The organism is Kovacikia sp. CALU 1929 (genome assembly GCF_056784235.1).
In genome coordinates this window covers 22,389-43,477 of sequence record NZ_JBXBCF010000072.1, presented here as the reverse complement: position 1 = coordinate 43,477, position 21,089 = coordinate 22,389, and the positions used below count along the sequence as shown (strand labels likewise).

Below are 21,089 nucleotides of genomic sequence, written 5' to 3'. Positions count from 1 at the left end.
GGCATGGAGATGGTCGGCAGAGATCGCACCGGGCTAACAAATCGTTGCAGCGGCGGGATAAAGATGGTCGGAGGATATGCACAGGTTATTAGCCGCCGCTGAACTCAATCGTTAGCTGGCTTTTCATAATTGAAAGAGTAAGTAGCTTTTTTAGTAAGCTCTATCTACTGACCACTGCCCCCCTTCTAACAACTAACAACTAACAACTCTCCCCACCCTTTACCCCTCCCTCCTCACCCCAGAATTACTCGTTCATATTCCGATACGTCGCCACGGCAGACGGTGAGATGCGGTTGAGGTAGCGGAAGATCCAGTACTTAAAGATCGTGTCCAGGATGACTGGGAACGTGGCGATAAACAGAAAGATAAAGTCCCGGTTGGCGGGTAAGCCAAAATGTCTGGCGACCCCTTCTAGCAAGACCTCCCAGCCGTGAGGCGAGTGAAACCCCACAAACATGTCAGTGAACAGAATGATAATAAATGCCTTGGCGCTGTCACTCAAGCCATAGACGGTTTCATCCAGGAACGACTTGAGCACCCCTAACTCTTTCTGGTTGGTCAGCATGACAATGGCAAAGGCAATCAGAGAGAAAGCATCTGCGAAAACATTGGCGATCGCATTTGACCCGTCCTGGTAGTTTTGTTGAGCCAGTTCGTCTGCCCGTTCTTTCACCAGGCACTCCCGCACCTGCTGGGTAGAAAGTCTAACGGGAACATTTGGTTGCCCAACGGTTCCTTCCCAGTCAACCGGAGGATTGAAGCCCGCATTTTCCTCTCGAATCGCTAATTCGACCTGGCATTCTCTTGCCTGGGCTTCGGTCAACCGAGGGGATCTGCCAATCATGCTGTCAAACCGCAGTCTATCCTCATAAATTCGCAATTCCTCAAGTCCCCGTTCCTCAAGCTCATAGTTGAGAAATACTTGAGCCTGGTCAGGTTGCCTAAGGCGATCGACAATGGGACTGATAATAAAAACTTTGGTTAGTTGCTGGGTTAAAAGCGGGACAATTATCAACAGCAAAAGAAATCGAATAGAGATCAGGGTTTTTGCTTTTGTATTGCGAAAACTTTGAACTACCTGAGGTTCAGAATTGGGATCCAAATCACGTTTAATTCGGTTAAGTGTCCCTAAAATCGATCGCGGTAAAACCCCTGTTTTATCCAGAATAGAGTCGTCTTCAGAAATTAGTTCGGGAGAGTAGGAGGGTTTCTTCCCTTCCATTTCTGAGGACAGATAGGGAGATGGGATTGGATTCCTCCCATCTCCCTGCGAAACAGGTACGAGCGATAAGGAGGTTGGTTCTTTGGGCTTGTACCGTTCAATCGTGGTATCAATGAATTTAAGCTTTTCCAGAATAATAGTCGCCTGATCCCGGTCAACCATTCCATTACGGGCAGGACGAGCGCTTGCAGAGGGGTCGGTTAAGTTAAAGAAGAAGCGACTTGCTTTAAACTCTGATAACCGAATTTCGGCAATTTTAAGATATTTCTTTAATTCAGTCTGAAAGTAGGCAAAGGTGTTTTCACTATATTGACCGGAGCTATTAAGAATTCGGTTACCGCCAAAATGTTCATCCTCGATCGCCTGAATCGTTAACGCTGCATCGTATGCCTGGTCAAGCGCCCTTTCTGGCGTTCTCTCATACCACTGTCTCACAGTCTGCAATTGCCGATTGGCTCTCGTCCAGAATGAAGTCATAGCAACAGGCTTGAATAGATCCAACACTTGAAAATAAAGTGTACTCTAGATTCTTAGGGTACTTGGGACAGAAATTAAAGTTGCGCTCAAGCGTTCAGGTTCAAGAATTGGGTAGGAACGGGTTTACTGATAATTCTATACACTTGGAGCGCGGACGGTTTAACCCTCCTCTACCGGCTGCGGCATCACTGAATCCACTATCCCTGGTGGTTTGTCAACTTTGTGTTTGTGAGTCTGGGCTAGGAAAGGGGTGATTATTCAGGGGTTGAAAATTCCAAAATAATTCTTGCCGACCACTAGCCATCCTAACTAAAGTCATCACAGAACCATTCAAGAGAACCATTGAGGAGAGAGCATCTGGTGAGCGGTGAACCCGTCTGGATTACAGGACCTTCCCGGAGCGGCAAAACAAGCCGGTTAGTGGGAATATTTCGGGAGTGGGTTCAGCAGGATGGGGGGGAGGTTCAGGGCAGTGGAGACGCAGAGCGGCAGAGAGACAAAGGGGGCGTGCTGGTCTTTGCTGCCATTGGCGACAACCGGATTGAACTGGCTGATCGTCTGACGGCTGCAATCCAGAGTCGCTATCCGTTCCACTCTACAACCCCGTTGGGGTTCTTTCAGGATGAGGTGATGCTGTTTTGGCCCCTGTTGATTCAGCAGCTAGACCTGAAAGCGCAATTTCCTCTGCGGTTAGCTCCAGAGAATGAACAGGACCTTGCCAGCCAGCTCTGGCAACCAGAGCTAGACCCGGTCATTGCCCAACAATCCAGTCTGATTGCCTCGCGGCTGGTAAGGCGATCGCTGGATCTGCTGCAACTGGCAGCCCTGGCTGAAATTCCGATTCAGGACATTCCCTACATTTTAGAACAGGGGTTCGGAGGACAGTCGGACGAGATCCCCATCCCGCCAGAGCAAGTAGGTGAAATGCTGCAACGCTGGCAGACTTGGTGTCTGGAGCGGGGGTTGTTGACCTATGGCATCCTTGCCGGATTGTACGGGCAACATCTGTTACCTCACCCTACGTACCGGGAGCATCTGGTACAGCGCTATCGGCTTATCCTGGCAGATGACCTGGACGAGTACCCCGCGATCGCCCGCACCCTATTTGAGGCAATGCTGGATGCGGGGGCGGCGGCGGCATTCACCTACAATCCAGATGGAGCCGTCCGTTTAGGCTTGGGGGCAGATCCCAGTTACCTGGCGGGTCTGGCGGAACGCTGCCAGGTAGAAGAATTGACGGAGCGCCCGGTTCCTTCCCTGGCAGAGGAGCTAGGAACCTCTGTGGTCGAACTGGTGACAGACCCCATCTTCCTTGCCAGCCTGCCTGAAGCCGTGCAAACGATCCAGACGACCTCCCGTGCCCAGCTTCTACAGTGGACAGCGGCGGTGATTGTGGAGGCAATTCAGCAGGGGCAAATCGAGCCGAAGGAAATTGCCATCATTGGTCCCGGCTTGGATGCGATCGCCCGCTACAGCCTCAGCAACATTTTGACCCAGCATCAGATTCCGGTGGAGTCCCTCAACGATCAGCGTCCCCTCACCAGTTCTCCCATCATCCGTGCCCTGCTCACCCTGCTTACCCTGGTTTATCCCGGCTTGGGGCGGTTAGTTAATCGGGATGGGGTAGCCGAAATGCTGGTGGTACTGTCTGCGATCGACCCTGTCCGTGCTGGGTTGATTGCCGACTACTGCTTCGTTCCCCACCCGGAAACACCCCGCCTGTTGCCTGCCAGCACGTTTCCTCGCTGGGATCGGCTGGGTTATCAGGTGACAACTGCCTACGAGGAGATCGTGCAGTGGATTGCAACCCAACAGGCTCAACTGGAGCAACGCCTGATTCCGAATGCGGTTTCGCTACTAGACCGGGCAATTCAGTCTTTTTTGTTTGGGGGAGGGTCTCTACCGTTTGATCAGCTTTCTGCCCTGCGTCAATTGATTGAGGTCGCCCAGCATTACTGGGAGGTCAGCGGCAGGCTCAGGAGTCGGGAACGGTATGAATCACCTGCCTATATGACTGTCAGCCGATTCATCCAACTGTTGAACAGTGGCACGATTACGGCGAACCCCTACCCGGTGCGTCCGATTGGAGCAGCCAGTAATGCAATCACCCTGGCAACGGTGTTTCAGTACCGTTCCAATCGGCGGACCCATCGCTGGCAGTTCTGGCTGGATGCCGGTTCTCCCCGTTGGCTGACGGGTATTGATGCGCTGTTTGGTGCGCCCCTGTTCCTGCAAGAGTGGTCTGGACGGGCTTTGACAGCCGCAGAGGTGATGGAATCCAATGAGCGCCGCCTGCGCCGAATTTTGCTAGACCTGTTGGGGCGATCGCAGGAACGGGTTTACCTCTGCCACAGCGACCTGGCAACCAACGGACAGGAGCAAACCGGGATTCTGCTATCTCTGGTCAATGCCGCAGTTCCCCTCGTGCCAAACAAATAGTTCACCAATATGCCGAGATGATCAATGTATGAGGGTGGAAGACCTTAGGGAAAATCATAAACGACCAGTGAATAGCAGCAATTTTGGTCAAAGGTTAATCGCGACGGCGTCACTTTGCCAGAATAAATACTCATGAGCAACGCCAGATAGACCATCAAACAGCGGCTTGTCAAACTGGTAGGTAAGCTTCTCTTGCATAAGCACTCACGAATTCATTCAGTGAATGACCCATTGGGTTACACTCCAACCAAAGAGCTTGACCTTTATATATTTATTCTAGGAGGTTTATTCTAATGTCTCGTCAGCGTTGGGCTTCGCGGGCAACTTTTGTAATGGCAGCCGTTGGCTCAGCCGTTGGGTTAGGCAATGTATGGCGGTTTCCTTACCTGGCTGGAAGGTATGGTGGTGGGGCATTTCTGGTTCCTTACCTGATAGCCCTGTTTGTCGTAGGCGTACCCTTGTTGATGCTGGAAATTGCTATTGGACAAAAGATGCAGCAGAGCGCGATCGGGGCGTACCGGAAGTTGCATCCTGCATTTGGTGGACTTGGTATTTTGACTGCCCTCTCTGCTTTTGTAGTGGTTTCTTACTATGCCGTGGTGATGGCATGGTGTCTGATGTACTTCCTCAACTCCTTTTCTGGCACAGGGTTAGCAGGCGGAGCAAAGGAACACTTCTTCCAAAATGTCTTGCAGGTGAGTGATAGTGTTGCCAATCTGGGCGGCATTAACGGGTCCGTGTTGGCTGCATTAGTCGCTATTTGGATTGCCATTTATTTTTGTGTCTGGAAGGGCACCAAAAGCGTTGAAAAAGTGATTGTTCTCAGTGTGCCCCTACCAGTCATTTTGCTGGCGATATTACTGGTGCGGGCAATGACGCTACCCGGTTTTTTGGATGGTTGGGCACTCTATCTCAATCCAGTCTGGAGCGCTCTCCTGGATCCAACGGTTTGGAATTCAGCCTTTGCCCAGATCTTTTACTCGTTTTCCCTAGCATTTGGCACGATGATTGCCTACAGCAGTTACAAATCAGACCGAGATGATGTCTCTCAAAGCGCCTGGACAACTGCCTGGTTGGATGTTTCAATCAGTCTCTTTGCTGGTTTTGTGGTATTTGCGGTGCTGGGCTATATGGCTTCCCAAACCCAAACTCCCCTGACGGAGTTGGCCGCTTCTGGTCCTGGGCTTGCTTTTGTGGTCTTCCCTGAAGCGTTAAGTTTAATGCCACTGCCGGGAGTGTTTAGCGCTTTATTTTTTCTGATGTTGCTTTCGCTGGGAATCGACAGTGCATTTTCGTTAGTTGAAACCGTGAATGCCGCTTTTCTAGATAAAGTGGGTCATTCCCAGACGGTGAAAGTTTCGTTCTGGGTTTGTGTGGCGGGTCTGATGGGTGGCATTCTCTATACCACCCGTGCCGGACTCTACTTTCTGGACATTGCAGATCACTTCGTCACCAGCTACAATTCAATGATAGTGGGCATCTTGCAGGCGATTCTGGTGGGCTGGTTGTATGGAGCCGAACGCATGCGGCGCTACATCAACGAAGTCAGCGATCGCTCGATTGGAAAATGGTGGAATTTCTCGATTAAATTTTTTACTCCAGCCGTTTTGTTTATGCTACTGGCATCCCAGTTTTCGGTGGATATCCATACGCCCTATGAAGGATATCCCGGTTGGGCGCTGGCGATTGGTTGGGCGATCGCCTTCGTTCCCACTTTATTTTTCGTAATTTCCTTAATCAAACAATGGACTTCCCTTAAAGGCAATCCCCAATTGAGCATCGCGGATGATGAGGGTAGGAGAGAAAGGGGAGATGGGTAGATAGGGAATAGACGGCAGACGGGTAGGTAACGGTGCCTTCTCCCCTCCACTCATCCACCCCTGCACAATACCAGTACAGCAAAACGAAAGTTTTGTAAGGGGTGAATGAGTGAATCCCTTTCTTGGGGGCAAAGCCCCAAACCCCCATGTTGCAAAATTTAGTGTTTGCAACATGGGGGCGTTGTAAAGAAACAATTTCACGGTTTGATCGAACCGTAGGGTGCTGTTAGCGTCAGCGTAACGCACCACCATGAGGTTATTTTTTAACAAGCCCTAGGGTTCCATTTCACTCTCAATTTTTCGGTTAAACCACCGTTTAGAGCGCTTAGGAACAGGAACTCCGTGGGAAGTATGAAAGTCCTCTAGAACTTTGCGCGTCAAACGGTGGGAAACCTGGCGCACAATTTGGCTGAGGACGCGATCGCCCGTATTCTGGATCAATGACTGGGGCAGTGCCCGTTGAATAAATCGTGGGAACTGAATATGAACCGTCAGATCAAGATGCCACTGTACTCGCGTTAATTTGTAAGAAGACGAACCGTTCTGTTCCAATTCCTCAGTAGCCTCATCGCTACTAGTTTCAACGAGTTCCATCGCTGCCCGAAAGTCTACCTCATAACCCGTAGGGCTGTACTCTGGAACAGGAATTGTTTCAATCCGGTAAACTCCATGATCCTGCGGCAACAAATTTAACCCAATTTTAGGCTCGACCACAAAGCCATAGGACCCAAACCGCCCAATCACCAGCGCGTATCCCGTTTGCCCAATGGGTTCTGCCTTCATCGGGTGAGCACAGCGACCGAACCATTCCTGATGATTGTCAAAGTAAGCTGCAACAGTCTCTATATCGGCGTACATTTCCATGCAGTCGATGTACTGGCTATAGAACTTGGTCAGTTCGGTATCGTTGCGATTGGATTCCTCTACCATCGGAGCATTGGGGTTTTGGATGATGGATGCCGTATGGAGCAAGCCATCAGGAATCTCAGCAAATGAATGTTCAGTGGAGTGTAACTGCATGGTCGGCATCCCGGCGATCGTGGCTGTTCTTGAATTCAGAATTCCCTTTGACGGTTCATGAGGCTTCGGGGTTTCTACCGATTTCTCTAAAATCAACCAGGGCTGACCCACAAGGACAGCGAATAGTTTCCGGTGAAATTGTCCAGTCGCCAAGGTGGGGAGAGCAAGAAGTAACCCTCAGAGCACACTATGCTGTAACACTTAGCAACATATCACCACTATAAAGGTAGACTACCCATCTAACCAAAGCTGTGAGGAGCATCACTTAATCAGGTAGGAGGATAGCTAGAAGTCTGTGCAATCTTCAGATCACCGGTTTCTGGTAGGGTGGTTGGATGAATTGAAGCAGGTTCAGCGAGAAACCGAGGAGCTTGACTACATGAGGGACTCGCAAATTAATAAAGTCCCAACGTCATTCCCGCGCAGGCGGGAATCCATCGTGGAGCAGCTTGTCTAGCAGGTACTTTATTTGGGGGCACATCCCTAAGTTGTCCATTGCATTAAATTGTATTCACTTTATAGTTGCCTACCATGCCAGGAATTTTGCAGAATCTTTAAAGGTAGGTAAAGTTTGCCTGATGAATTTTCTCTGAAGGCACAGCTTTTCTGCCGGATCGATTAAAGATTGTTTAAGCTTCCTTTCCATCACTCACGCCAGGCACCCTCGATGACCAGTCCCTTTCTTGAACGTCTCCACCACCGCGATCGCCCCGTCATTGTGTTCGATGGCGCGATGGGAACTAACCTGCAAACCCAAAACCTGACAGCGGCAGACTTTGGCGGACCAGAGTATGAGGGCTGTAATGAGTACCTGGTCTTCACCAAACCAGAAGCGGTCGCCAAAGTCCACCGGGATTTTCTGGCAGCGGGGGCAGATGTGATTGAAACCGACACCTTTGGTGCCACCAGCATCGTCCTGGCAGAGTATGACCTGGCAGAGCAGGCATACGCTTTGAACAAAGCGGCGGCTGAACTGGCAAAGCAAGTCACTGCCGAATTTTGCACGCCGGAGAAGCCTCGATTTGTTGCCGGGTCAATCGGTCCAACCACTAAACTGCCTACCCTGGGACATATCGATTACGACACCATGAAAGCGAGCTTTGCCGAGCAGGCAGAGGGCTTATGGGATGGTGGGGTTGACCTGTTTATCGTTGAAACCTGTCAGGATGTGCTGCAAATTAAGGCGGCATTGAATGGGATTGAGGAAATCTTTGCCAAAAAAGGCGATCGCCGACCGTTGATGGTTTCCGTCACGATGGAGCTTCAGGGCACCATGCTGGTCGGTTCCGATGTGGCTGCCATGCTCACCATCTTGGAGCCTTACCCCATTGATATTCTGGGGCTGAACTGCGCGACGGGACCTGACCGGATGGCGGAACACGTTAAGTACCTGTCCCAGCATTCCCCCTTTGTTATCTCCTGCATTCCCAACGCTGGAATTCCCGAAAATGTGGGTGGACATGCCCATTACAAGCTGACACCAGTGGAACTGCGGATGGCATTGATGCGCTTTGTGGAAGACCTGGGCGTACAGGTGATCGGCGGCTGCTGCGGTACCCGGCCGGAGCATATTCAACAATTAGCTGAGATTGGTTCATCCCTAAAACCGAAGGAACGCCCCACCCGTAATCATGCGGAATTTTCTCCCCACTCCCCACTCCTCACTCTCCCATCCCCGTCCCCCATCCCCGATCCCCGTCCCGCCTTCAACTACGTCCCCTCAGCCGCTTCCATCTACTCCTCTCAACCCTACGAGCAGGACAATTCCTTCCTGATCATTGGGGAACGGTTAAATGCCAGCGGTTCTAAGAAAGTGCGAGAACTGTTGAATGCCGAAGATTGGGATGGATTGGTTTCGGTTGCTCGCTCCCAGCTGCGCGAAGGGGCACACATCCTGGATGTAAACGTTGACTATGTGGGACGCGACGGTGTTCATGACATGCGCGAATTGGTGTCACGTCTGGTCACTAACGTCAATCTGCCGCTGATGCTCGACTCCACCGAGTGGGAAAAGATGGAAGCGGGGCTAAAGGTGGCAGGCGGAAAGTGCGTCCTCAACTCAACCAACTATGAGGATGGTGAACCTCGCTTTCTGAAGCTGCTGGAAATTGCCCGGGAGTACGGTGCGGGTATTGTCGTCGGCACGATTGATGAAGACGGGATGGCACGGACGGCAGATAAGAAGTTTCAGATCGCCCAACGGGCTTACCGGCAAGCGTTGGAATATGGCATTCCTGCCCATGAAATCTTCTTTGATCCCCTGGCGCTGCCTATTTCTACTGGGATTGAAGAAGACCGGGCAAACGGACGCGCTACCATCGAAGCGATTCGGATGATCCGGCAAAACTTGCCTGGATGCCACATTATTCTGGGCGTTTCTAACATTTCCTTTGGTCTCAGTCCAGCAGCGCGAATTGTGCTGAACTCAATGTTCCTGCATGAGGCGGTGCAGGCGGGTATGGATGGGGCGATCGTGAGTGCGGCAAAGATTTTGCCTCTGGCAAAAATTGACCCCCAGCATCAGGAGCTTTGCCATCAACTGATCTACGATCAGCGTCGGTTTGAGGGAAATGTTTGTGTGTTTGATCCCCTCACGCAGCTAACTACCCTGTTTGAAGGAGTTTCAGCGAAAGAAGCCCGCTCTAAGGACGCGATCGCAGATCTTCCGATCGAAGAACGACTCAAGCGCCACATCATCGACGGTGAGCGGATTGGACTGGAAGATGCTCTCACCCAGGCACTCGAAACCTACAAGCCCCTAGACATCATCAACACCTTTTTGCTGGATGGGATGAAGGTCGTTGGCGATCTGTTCGGCTCCGGGCAGATGCAATTGCCCTTTGTGCTCCAATCTGCCGAAACGATGAAAGCGGCAGTTGCCCATCTGGAACCGTTCATGGAGAAATCGGAAGCGGACGGGAACGGGAAAGGACTCTTCATTATCGCAACCGTGAAAGGCGATGTGCACGACATTGGCAAAAACCTGGTCGATATCATTCTGTCGAACAACGGCTACCGAGTGATCAATCTGGGCATCAAGCAACCCGTTGATAACATCATTCAAGCTTACGAGAAATACAAAGCGGATTGCATTGCTATGAGCGGTTTGCTGGTGAAATCGACCGCTTTCATGAAAGAAAATTTGGAAGTATTTAACGATCGCGGCATCACCGTCCCGGTCATCCTCGGTGGCGCAGCACTCACTCCAAAATTCGTCTACGAAGATTGCCAGAATGTCTACAAAGGCAGAGTGGTCTATGGCAAAGATGCCTTCTCTGACCTGCATTTCATGGACAAGTTGATGCCCGCTAAGGCAGAAGGCAAATGGGATAATTTGGCAGGTTTTTTGGAGGAAGCAGGAAGTCAGGGGACAGAAGATAGGAGCCAGAAGTCAGAAGATAGACGTGAGGAGCTGCCCCTAGCACCTGACACCCAACACCTGACACCTGACACCGAAGATACCGTTCGATCCGAGGCGATCGCCGCCGATCTTGCCCGCCCCACCCCACCATTCTGGGGCACCAGAGTTCTCAACCCGGATGCCATTCCCTGGGATGAGCTGTTTGGGTACCTCGATTTGCAGGCGCTGATTGCCGGACAGTGGCAGTTCCGTAAGCCACGGGAGCAGTCACGGGAGGATTATGAGGCGTTCTTGCAAGAGAAGGTCTATCCCATCCTGGAGGAATGGAAACAGCGGATTGTAGACGAAAATTTGCTCCAGCCGCAGGCAGTCTATGGCTATTTCCCCTGTCAGGCGGACGGGAACCGCCTGCATGTCTATGACCCATCGGTTGGGACAAACGGCAATTTACCTTTACCAGAACCCGTAGCCACGTTTAACTTCCCCCGGCAAAAGTCCTTGCGCCGTTACTGCATTGCCGATTTCTACGCCCCCCAGGAATCAGGGCAGATTGATGTCTTCCCCATGCAAGCAGTGACGATGGGCGAGGTCGCCACAGAGTACGCCAGGAAACTGTTTGAGGCGAACCAGTATACGGACTACCTCTACTTCCACGGGCTTGCTGTGCAACTGGCAGAAGCCCTAGCAGAATGGATCCATGCCCGCATTCGGCGTGAGCTAGGCTTTGGCGATGAAGACCCCAATAACATTCGGGATGTCCTGGCACAGCGCTACCGGGGTTCGCGTTATAGCTTCGGCTATCCCGCCTGCCCCAATATGCAAGATCAGTACACCCTGCTGGACTTACTGGATGCCAAACAGATCAGCCTCTATATGGATGAGAGTGAGCAGTTGTATCCAGAGCAGTCCACAACGGCGATCGTGGCATATCATCCTGCGGCCAAGTATTTCAGTGCATAGTGATTCCGCCTGCCACCAGTAGATGTAATTGGGGAAATCTTTGGTGTGGATGGTGAAGTCTGGATAATCAGGCTAAAATCCTGCTGGAGCAACCAATAAGATTAATACTTCAATAAAGCCCGACTAGCGGATTTTCTTTCCCTCAGTTCCAAGGATAGACTTTAGACCTGACTATAGAGGCAAGGTACCGGGTATTGGGTACAACCTGACACCTAACACCTGATACCTGACACCTAACACCTGACCCTTGAACCCCTCCCTTCCCATGTATCTACTGAAACGCCTGCAAGAACCAGACCTCTGGCTGCTCGGCATTTTGGCTACCTTTGCGGCTATGCATTTAGCCTTGCTCAATCGACTAGATGAGTCGGAAGAAATTTTTGCCACCAGTCTTCTGTTTTGGATCGCAGCGGGTTCCCTGCTGTGGGAAAAGCGTCATACATTAAAGTTTGACAGTGGTATTTTCTCTAGCCTGATGGGTGCAACCCTTCTGGGATTGATCCTGCTAAGATGTGCGGCTCTACCCGACTCTACTTCCATGCTGCGGGCATTGCCCTTTGTCTCTCTCTTGGGTATTGGCTTGCTGGCATCGGGTTTTGCAGGGCTGTTGCAGTATTGGAGGGAGCTGATCATCTTTGGACTGCTGGCACTCCACCGGGTTCTGGAAGTGTTTTTGCAATCCATTGATCTGCCCTTGCTGACGGCAAAAGCGGCGATGTTTATGCTCTGGTATTCAGGCTTTCAGGTGGAGCAAGATGGGGTGTTTCTGAATTTACAGACTGGACGAGTTGAGGTGTATGGAGCCTGTTCTGGGATTAACACCCTCTTACTGATGGTGAATATTGCAGTCTTATTTTTGCTGATGTTCCCAGTGTATTCCGATGTCAAGAAGTTGCTTTGTCTAGTTGTCGCGATTTTGATTGGTTTTTGGGTCAACTCGGCGCGGGTGGCGCTGATGGCAATTTTGGTAGCCTTTTCCAACAAGGGAGCATTTGAATATTGGCATAGCGGTAATGGTTCAGTGATTTTTTCGATGATCTCGGTGGCGTTGTTTGGGCTGTTTTGCTGGCTTGCCTTTCTGCGTACTCCACCCCAAGCCCCTGTGGCAGGAGCTTAAACCATGTTTAGCAGATTCTGGAAACCTGCTCGGCTAGTGTTGCTGGCGGGAGTTTTGGGTAGTACGGTTTGGGTCTTGGGTCGGGCGATCGCGGTTCCCAAATCAGCGGCGACTTCCGAACCAACCAACCCTTTGTCAGCAACCATTTCTCTGCGGGGATGGGAGTTACAAAATAGCTCACTATTAAGTCAGGATGCTGATCTTCCTCCTGGTCGGCAGTACCAGTATCGCCAACAAGCGACTTCTTTGGATGTTCAAGCCCGACTGATGATTAGCGATGGCAATATCAGTCGCTTACTGTTTGTCCATACTCCGATTAAATCTGCCAATGCGGGGCTGCAAATAAGGCATCACACCGGTGTAGGTTACTATGGAGTGTTAGCGCATCAAGATAAGCTATACCTGAGTGCTTGCGTAAATTCCCGTGGAGAGAGTACCATCACCGAGCCTCAGTTTATGCAGAACCGCTATAAGTATGATTTACAGGTCGGTCGTGTATTACCCTGGATATTGGGTCAAGAGCCTTTGCTAGACCAACGTTGCCTGTGGACATTGATGTCTACCCCATTACCAGCGAATGCAAAAACCGATCGGGTTGCCGCTGAAAAGGCGTTGAATACTCTGGAAAATGCCTGGTATTCCTGGCATCGAGGGTGGGAATTAAATTTCCCTGCCCTGTAACCTGCTGAAAGAGAAGAAAAAAATGGGTTCAATAGAGAGAGTTTAGCCATAGTGTTGATAACCCACAGGTTGAGCAGAAAATTGTTTATCAATTGCACAAGGAGACAGCCTCATGGCTGAATCAGTTGGTGAAAATCAGTCAGTCTATCGCTTACGCTGGCTTGGATACGCATTGTTGCTATTTGCACTTATTGATGCCCTTACCGCTCTGATTCCACCTAACTTTGCAGAACCAGCCTGGAAGCTGCAAATCATGGGGAAACTGGTTGAAACGGTAGTAGTGCCACTGCTGGGGTTTGCTCTGATATTTTTTGGTGAGTTTTACGATCGCAAGTCCTTCGAGAAACCGGTTTTGACAATTCTGTCCTGGCTGTCGCTGGTTTTGGCGATCGCCTTTTTGCTGCTGATTCCCCTCGGAACCATTGGTGCCTTCCAGGTGGATGCTCAATTAGCGAGTGTGGATACGAATCAAATTCAACAGCAGGTTTTAAGACAGGCAGCGCCCACACTGACACAAATTCAACAGCTTGAAACCCAGCTTAGTAAAAGTGGTCCTGAAGATATTAAGAGATTGGGCGATCAACTAGCTGGTCTAGGCATTCCGTTTGACACCCAAAATCCTGAAAAAGCCAAGTCAGAACTCCTAAACCGGGTGAATCAGCTTAAAACTCAGGCGCAGGCACAGGTGCAAAAGCAGGTCCAGGAGCAAGTCCAGGCGAATGAAACCAAACGTCTAGAAGTTCGCAAAAATGCCCTGAAATGGAACCTGGGCGCACTGATTGCGGCTGTTTTATTCTTTGTCCTCTGGAAAAGTTCTCGCTGGGCGAGGGGAGGGTAGGGCTACGCTGCTGCCATCATCTGTGCCAGATCTTCAGGTGCCAGGTGGGAATGAACCACTTGTCCATCTTTAAACCAGATAATGCGGCGAGTCAGGCGGGCGACATCTGGTTCGTGAGTGACCATGATGACCGTAATCCCGCTATTGTTCAGTTCTGTAAAGATACTGAGGACTTCTTCAGTGGTGCGGGAGTCGAGGGCACCCGTGGGTTCGTCTGCCAGGATCAGAACCGGACGATTGACGATCGCCCGCGCAATTGCCACCCGCTGCTGTTGTCCGCCAGACATTTGATTGGGGCGATTATTCATCCGATTAGCCAAACCCACTCTCGTCAATGCCTCTGCTGCCCGTTCCCGCCGCTCTGCACTGGGAACATTGGCATAGACCATTGGCAACATCACGTTTTCCAGGGCGTTGAGTTGGGGCAGCAGATGGAACTGCTGGAACACAAACCCGATTTTGCGGTTACGAATGAGCGCCAGATCGGTATCATTCAGTCCCGCCACATCGACCCCATCCAGGTAGTAGCTGCCAGAACTGGGGCGATCGAGGCAGCCAATCATGTTCATCATGGTGGATTTGCCGGAACCGGAAGCTCCCATGATGGCACAGTACTCCCCCTGCTCAATGATCAGGTCAACGCCAGAGAGTGCTTTCACTTCAGCCTCTCCGGAGCCGTAAATTTTGTAAATGTCTTCGAGGCGGATGATGATGGAGTTAGGCATGATGAAAAGCCAGTTGTTAGGCGCTACGGAGGGCGACGATCGGATCGAGTTTGGCAGCTTGACGGGCAGGGAACACGCCGAAGAATAAGCCAATGCCACCGGAGACACCTACGGCAAGGGCGATCGCAACAGGGGAGATACTGGCTTTGAGTGGAGTCACAAACCCTACGGCAGCAATGCCACCAATGCCAATGGCGGTACCCAGTAAGCCGCCTGCCGCAGACAGAATCACTGCCTCAATCATAAACTGCACCAGAATGTCGCGCTGGGAAGCACCAATCGCCTTCCGTAGTCCAATTTCCTCGGTACGCTCGGTTACAGAGACCAGCATGATGTTCATAATGCCAATGCCACCCACCAGGAGGGAGATGCCAGCGATCGCTGCCAGCATTGCCGTCAAGCCGCCCGTAATGGTGCCGACGATATTTAAGATGTCCTTCTGGGTTTGGACTGTAAAGTCATCTTCCTCGGTAATCTTGTGCCGTTGCCGTAGCAGATTAGTGACCTGAAACTCTGCCGCTCGGATGCTATCCGCATCCTTTGCGGAAATCGAGATAAATGTTAAATCCAAGCCATAGGGAGAGGTCCGCCCGGTTAAACGGTTAGCGTGGGTAGTGATGGGGGTGTAGGCGGCATCATCCTGGTTATTGCCCAGAAAAGCACCCTTGGGTTGCAATACCCCAATCACCTGAAACGGAATGCCCTTAATCCGAACCTGTTCACCAATGGGGTCACGGTTGCCAAAGAAACGAGTTGCCAGATCTGCACCCAGGGCAACCACCTGACCATTTTTCTCTACATCCTGTTCACTGATAAACCGCCCTTTTGCCATATCAAAGGTCCGGACAGAGAGAAATTCTGGCGTGGTGCCAACCACTAAAGAACTGGTATTGAGGTTCCGGTAAACCACTGGAAGCTGACTCTGCCGCTGGGCAGCAACCTCCTGAATCGAAGGCACCTGAGCTGCGATCGCCTTAGCATCCTCTAAAACTAATGTTCTGGGCATATCAAAGGTGCGGTTACGGGCTTCCCGCGTTCCTGGCGTGACGAACAACACATTGGGTCCCAGGGATTCAAACTGTTCGGATGCCAGACGTTGTGCCCCCTGCCCAATCCCCACCATTGCAATTACTGAAGAGTTGCCAATGATGATACCAAGCATGGTCAGAGCACTGCGGAGCTTGTTGGCAGTTAGCGTTTTGACTGCCATTTTTGTACTGTCGAAAATATCCATTGCCCCCCTACTTGACCCCCTTGGTTATATTTTCTAATCTCAAACCTTCGGGCAGTTCAACAAATACGGGGTCGCCCGATTGAACGCCTTCAAGAATCTGGGTTTCATTGCCAATCATGGTTCCCGTGGTCACGGGTTGAAACCGGGGTTTGTTATTTTGATCGGGAATCAGAACACCCGTTTGCCCTTTATCGGTCACGATCGCCACACTGGGCACCATTAAGGCTTCGTCGAGTTGGGCACCCAGAAATGCCAGGTCGGTGGTCATGCCAGAGCGCAGTTGGTCTTTGCCTGTGGTCACACTGACCCGCACCTCAAACGTAATCACCCCCCGCTGAGTCGGATCCTCCTTTGCCTCTGGTGATACCAGGCGAACAACCCCTTTAAACACTTGCTTCGGGTAAGCATCTGCCCGAATTTCAACCTGCTGTCCGGGCTTAATCTGCCCGATGTCTACTTCTGGGACTTTTGCCAAAATCTCCAGGTCGTTTGCCAGGGTAACAATGGATGTCGCCGCAGACGTGCTGGAAGCAAAGCTGGTGGGGGTGACAAAATCCCCTTCTATCGCATTTCTCTGGGTAATGACCCCTGAAAACGGTGCCCGAATGATGGTGTCATTCAAACGACTACTGACTTCGTTTAATCTGGCTCTAGCAGAGGCAACCTGGGCGGCTGCCTGCTCAATTTCCTCAACCCGATAACCGCTCTGCTGCTGGCTTAACTGCTGGCGGGTGTTGTTCAGTCGTGCTTGTGCCTGCTCTACGTTAGCTCTGGCACTCCGTTCTTCGTTGACTACTTCATCCAGGCGATCGCGGGAAATTGCTCCACTCGCTGCCAGCATTTGATTGCGATTGACCCGTTCGCTTGCTAAATCTAACCGGGTTTGAGCAGCCCTCACTTCAGCCTGTGCCTGTTCAACGGAAGCACGAGCCTGTCCAATCGCCTCAGGACGGTTTCCAGACCGCAACATTGCCAGGTTTGACTCTGTCCTTGCCAGTTCAGCCTGTGCCTGATCGCGCTGGGCTGCCAGTTCGCTATTATCCATACGAGCGATGATCTGTCCTTGCTGGACGCGATCGCCCTGTTCTACCAGCAAAGTATTCAGGCGACCGGCAGCTTTGGGGTTCAGGTTCAGCCGCCTCACGGGTACCACTTCTCCACTGGCAGTGATCCGCACCGTCACATTTTTTGTCTGGGCAGGCACCGTAAGACTGCTAATGTCTTGCCTGGGAGCATTTCGGACCGCGACAATGGCTGTGGCAGAGACCCCAACCAGCCCTGCGGCTAACAGCCCAAGTATCCAGGGCGTGTTTTTTTTGGTCACAGTTTTAATCAGAGGAAGTTGCATAGGATTCGGAACGAAAAAAATAAGCCGGAAACAATTGAAAATTTACAAATCAGAGGGCAAGCCATAACTCAAGTGAACGAATCCCCACTTCTAAACTGGCAAAACATTTATTGGTTGCCTTCCTCCTGTTGGGCTGATCGCTTTTGTTGCCATCGCTCCAACAGCATCGGGAGTTCCTGCTCAAGGAATGCGTGCATGTCACGCATTTCTTCTAGCCGCTGGCGCAGTTGTGGGTCTTTTTCTTGCAGCATCTCCAGTCCCCGTTCAGCCAGTTGCCGAAACAGGGTAATCTGGGTCATTCGCTGCCGGGTTAACTCAGTCCAGGCATGGGGCTTGATGCGAAAGTAGTCTCGCCGTTGACCCGGTAGGCTTATCCGTTCGATCAAACTAATCTGAAGCAGCAGGCGGGTCATCGTGCTGATAGAACCTTTACTTGCCTGCAACACCGTTGCCAGTTCGCGGGGAGACTGGTGCGGCGGGTTCGAGATCAACAACCAGCCAAAGATCCGCCCTGCCATCCGTGGTAGACCCACCATCTCAAACGACAGCCCCACATCTTCAACAAAGTGCATCTGCTTGAGTTGCCCAGGATCCGTCTTTACTCCATCAATGGTTATTTTTGTCAATGTGCCCATGCCCTTAGATTAACATATCTTAGTTCAGTATTTACTGAACATATTAAAAATGCAGAACCCCATTTACGGGTATGAGGCTATCAAAGTATCTAGAAAGATAAGTATTTGGAAGAATAAGCCTGCAAACGCTTGGTGAGCGATCGCCTCGCACTCATTAATGGCATCATTCAATCGCGGCACGACCCCCCTGAGTTCGATAGCGCTGAAATAAACGGAACCATACGAGTGAACGCACGTTCACTCATTCCTCCCTCTCGTTTCAAGGGTTTGCTATTCTCAGGTTGAGCCTGGAGAACAAGGCAGAAACGACTAGACTGGGCGTAAATCTACTTACTGTGTCTGACACCTAACATCTGGCACCTGACACCTGACACCTTTACAAAGATTGCCAGAGCGAACGGAAAGAATCGTCATATCGAGAATACCCCTTGCGGGTACTACAAAGATCTGGTTGGGGTGTTTACAGTAAAACCTAAATGCAGCATTTACTTTGTGCTTAAGCTCAAAAAAATTACACCCGTTAGTACTTGCCATTGGGGTTTGTAGTCAATCAACATCTAACCGGATTATTGCTATCGATGGCATTGCTGATTTTGGGTATGAATTGAGAGTTGTATGAATTGAAACTTCGTTCCGATTCATACTGCTATTCAGCACCACCCTATCGATAGAGCCGTCCTATTGGAGTAACGGCATGAAAATAGAATTGGTTTTTGAAGATGTTTCCGAAGATATTGAAGGGGCGATCGCAGACATTCGGGTCGAAGATCAGACAGAGGCAGATGCACCCGCTCCGCAACTGGACTCAAAACAGATTGGTCCCTTCACAATTCACCACTCACAGCCAACCGTCAACCTGGATCTGGATCTGATCAAAGCAATTGAAAATCGTGAACTGGCACTAATCGTTCGCGTCAAAAGCCAGACCCAGAAGAACCAACCCATCCAGTTTCTCAATACCACGACAACCCTTCTACCCAAAGATTCCAGTGGCTCTGTGCGGGTCATGCTGTCACGCATTATGTGATACCAAACCCACCTGGCAACCGATCACTTTTGCAGCCCCCTCGTCGGGGTCAATGCCGTTCGCCCCTACAGGCAAAACCACTTTTCACACGGATTTCCGGTGACATTGATTGGTTCGTTCCCCTTTAACACACAGGAGAAAACAAATGATTCAGAAACTTGAAAACCAGGCTACCGTGAAAACTGCCGCTGACGGTCATATGGCTGCCAGTCAGCAAACAGGGCGAGGTTATCTGACTGGACCTGGTCTCCATGAATTCCCGGTTGATTATGCTGTTGTCGATGGCATGGCAATTCATGAAGGATGCATTCATCTTGGCGATGTGAAAGATGTGGAAGAAGAGGCGGCCCGAATTCGCACACAACACATGAATCGGCAAACAACCGAGTCTGCGGGTGCTTCCGATGTAGCCAGTGAACCAGAGATCCAATTAGGAGTTGGACTTCCCACCGATTCGTCATTCCTATGGACCAACGGAATTGTGCCCTATACGATTGCGGCTGATGTTCCTAATCCAAGTCGTGTAAATGATGCGATCAAACATATCGAGGAGATGACAGCGATTCGATTTGTCAAACGCATAAATAGTAATGCCCAACAGTTTCCTAACTACGTTGAAATCATCAGTAATGGAAACGAAGGTTGGAGTTCGTCAGCAATCGGGATGCGGGGTGGACGGCAAGTGGTCAGGTATTCAGATCGCCACTCCTGGTCCATCCTGGTGCATGAGTTTTTACATGCACTGGGGGTCTATCACGAACAATCGCGATCGGATCGGGATGATTTTGTTGAGATTCGCTGGAACAACATTCAAGACGGTCCGCCTCCCCCAGATGAAATGAATGCCCTTGGCAACTTCCAGAAGAAACCGGATGCGATCAATTATTTCGATTATGACTATGGCTCGCTCATGCATTACCCAGGCACGAGCTTTGCGAAGGATCCATCCAAACCCACCATTGTTCCTTTGCAACCAGGGGTGACGATCGGGCAGCGGCAGGGAATGTCCTTTGGCGATCGTCAGACGATTGCCAAGATGTACGAGCGGTTTTTCTCACGGGGCTATGCTGGCGTGTGGCGGGCGGGCACTGGACGCTATGGGCTATGGGTCAACGCCGAGTGGCAAAGCTTTAAGGCAAAGTGGGAAGAGTGGAGCAATCAAGGTCTGCGGCTGCACGACATCCATGTGCGGCAAAGCGGGCGCAAAACCCTGTTTTCTGGAGTATTCCTACCCGGATCCGGGCGCTATGGACTGTGGGCAAACGTGGATTGGGACAGCTTTAAGGCAAAGTGGCAGGAGTGGAGTGGTCAAGGACTCCGATTGGTGGATTTTCACGTCCATCGGGTTGGCAACCAGAATCGTTACTCTGGCGTGTTTCTACCCGGAACCGGAGCCTATGGACTGTGGGCAAACGTGGATTGGGACAGCTTTAAGGCAAAGTGGCAGGAGTGGAGTAGCCAGGGACTCCGATTGGTCGATCTGCATGTTCATCATGTGGGTGGTCAAACCCGATATTCGGGCGTGTTTTTACCCGGCACAGGAGGGCATGGACTGTGGGCAAACGCAACGTGGTCAAGCTTTGTATCTAAATGGCAGGAATGGAGCGGTCAAGGACTGCGGTTGGTTGATTTAAACCTGCACAAGGTTGGCGATTCGATCCGCTATTCTGGTGCATTTCTACCGGGGAACGATGCCCATTATTTGTGGGCGAATGTTACTTTTGAGAGCCTCCGAGCAAAGTGGGAAGAACTGGCTAGCCAGGGTTTGAGGTTAATTGATTTTGAAATTGCTAATGATGAAGAGAGTACAGCAAATGCTGCTAGCAATGGTTTAGATGCCTTTGATGTTGCAGACTCATTGCCGGAACTAGAGGAGTTCGGTGGCTTCTTCGAGGATGAGCCACTAACCAGGTTGACTTCGATCGAGGAGAGTGGTGGTGGACTTGGGAATGGAAACAGTACCAGTACCGCTAGCACTGATCTAACAGATTCTGAACCCAAAGGTGGCGCTCACTTTCCAAGCCAAGCCGATGGGATGGGGAATGAATCGCAAGGACTCGGAGGTGCTGTTCTGAATGGCGCACCTGCCGACTCGTCATCGCCGAAACCGACGGCGATGGCGGATCTGTCTTGCCAAGACAGCTTAACAACTAAGTGGTAACAGCGCGATCGCCCTACTGCCCGT

The 21,089-nt window shown here is 51.0% G+C and carries 14 protein-coding genes; 8 read left to right on the top strand and 6 right to left on the bottom strand.

The window, feature by feature from the left end:
* Nucleotides 1-244 precede the first annotated feature (244 nt).
* Nucleotides 245-1,699, bottom strand: coding sequence for a proton extrusion protein PcxA (locus AC1S52_RS17605; RefSeq protein ID WP_482030346.1), 1,455 nt, complete (start codon nucleotides 1,697-1,699; stop codon nucleotides 245-247).
* Nucleotides 1,700-2,059: 360 nt separating this feature from the next.
* On the opposite strand from AC1S52_RS17605, the gene AC1S52_RS17600 reads away from it, so the two are divergent.
* Nucleotides 2,060-4,138 carry a recombinase family protein gene (locus AC1S52_RS17600; protein WP_482030345.1) on the top strand — a complete coding sequence of 693 codons (2,079 nt, stop codon included), beginning with the start codon at nucleotides 2,060-2,062 and terminating at the stop codon, nucleotides 4,136-4,138.
* 293 nt (nucleotides 4,139-4,431) lie between these two features.
* Nucleotides 4,432-5,958 carry a sodium-dependent transporter gene (locus AC1S52_RS17595; RefSeq protein WP_482030344.1) on the top strand — a complete coding sequence of 509 codons (1,527 nt, stop codon included), beginning with the start codon at nucleotides 4,432-4,434 and terminating at the stop codon, nucleotides 5,956-5,958.
* 273 nt (nucleotides 5,959-6,231) lie between these two features.
* Here AC1S52_RS17595 and AC1S52_RS17590 read toward each other — a convergent pair whose 3' ends face one another.
* A complete protein-coding gene (locus AC1S52_RS17590; protein ID WP_482030343.1) occupies nucleotides 6,232-7,131 on the bottom strand; it encodes a DUF1997 domain-containing protein in 900 nt (299 codons plus the stop codon).
* 514 nt (nucleotides 7,132-7,645) lie between these two features.
* On the opposite strand from AC1S52_RS17590, the gene metH reads away from it, so the two are divergent.
* The 4 genes from metH to hpsJ-A all read left to right on the top strand — a co-directional run bounded on the left by metH (nucleotide 7,646) and on the right by hpsJ-A (nucleotide 13,935).
* Nucleotides 7,646-11,299, top strand: coding sequence for a methionine synthase (metH, locus tag AC1S52_RS17585; RefSeq protein WP_482030342.1), 3,654 nt, complete (start codon nucleotides 7,646-7,648; stop codon nucleotides 11,297-11,299).
* A gap of 265 nt (nucleotides 11,300-11,564) precedes the next feature.
* Entirely contained in the window at nucleotides 11,565-12,416 is an 852-nt protein-coding gene (crtA, locus tag AC1S52_RS17580) for a cyanoexosortase A (protein WP_482030341.1), read from the top strand.
* Between the two features lie 3 nt (nucleotides 12,417-12,419).
* Nucleotides 12,420-13,097: a cyanoexosortase A system-associated protein gene (locus AC1S52_RS17575; RefSeq protein ID WP_482030340.1), complete on the top strand. Its 678-nt coding sequence runs from the start codon at nucleotides 12,420-12,422 to the stop codon at nucleotides 13,095-13,097.
* Between the two features lie 112 nt (nucleotides 13,098-13,209).
* Nucleotides 13,210-13,935, top strand: a complete 726-nt coding sequence (gene hpsJ-A / locus AC1S52_RS17570; RefSeq protein ID WP_482030339.1) for an HpsJ-like protein, cyanoexosortase A-associated — start codon at nucleotides 13,210-13,212, stop codon at nucleotides 13,933-13,935.
* A gap of 2 nt (nucleotides 13,936-13,937) precedes the next feature.
* Here hpsJ-A and AC1S52_RS17565 read toward each other — a convergent pair whose 3' ends face one another.
* The 4 genes from AC1S52_RS17565 to AC1S52_RS17550 all read right to left on the bottom strand — a co-directional run bounded on the left by AC1S52_RS17565 (nucleotide 13,938) and on the right by AC1S52_RS17550 (nucleotide 17,877).
* Entirely contained in the window at nucleotides 13,938-14,660 is a 723-nt protein-coding gene (locus tag AC1S52_RS17565) for an ABC transporter ATP-binding protein (protein ID WP_482030338.1), read from the bottom strand.
* Nucleotides 14,661-14,676: 16 nt separating this feature from the next.
* Complete coding sequence (locus AC1S52_RS17560; protein WP_482030337.1) at nucleotides 14,677-15,894, bottom strand: ABC transporter permease; 1,218 nt, start codon at nucleotides 15,892-15,894, stop codon at nucleotides 14,677-14,679.
* Between the two features lie 7 nt (nucleotides 15,895-15,901).
* Nucleotides 15,902-17,218 (bottom strand): efflux RND transporter periplasmic adaptor subunit, encoded by a 1,317-nt coding sequence (locus AC1S52_RS17555; RefSeq protein ID WP_482030336.1) that lies wholly within the window; start codon nucleotides 17,216-17,218, stop codon nucleotides 15,902-15,904.
* A 131-nt stretch (nucleotides 17,219-17,349) separates the two neighbouring features.
* A complete protein-coding gene (locus AC1S52_RS17550; RefSeq protein WP_482030335.1) occupies nucleotides 17,350-17,877 on the bottom strand; it encodes a GbsR/MarR family transcriptional regulator in 528 nt (175 codons plus the stop codon).
* A gap of 694 nt (nucleotides 17,878-18,571) precedes the next feature.
* Here AC1S52_RS17550 and AC1S52_RS17545 point away from each other — a divergent pair.
* Together AC1S52_RS17545 and AC1S52_RS17540 are read left to right on the top strand one after the other, a co-directional pair.
* Nucleotides 18,572-18,904, top strand: a complete 333-nt coding sequence (locus tag AC1S52_RS17545) for a hypothetical protein (RefSeq protein WP_482030334.1) — start codon at nucleotides 18,572-18,574, stop codon at nucleotides 18,902-18,904.
* Nucleotides 18,905-19,049: 145 nt separating this feature from the next.
* The gene (locus AC1S52_RS17540) at nucleotides 19,050-21,065 is read left to right on the top strand and encodes a M12 family metallopeptidase (RefSeq protein WP_482030333.1); all 2,016 of its coding nucleotides are present in this window, start codon (nucleotides 19,050-19,052) and stop codon (nucleotides 21,063-21,065) included.
* The last annotated feature ends 24 nt before the right edge of the window (nucleotides 21,066-21,089 follow it).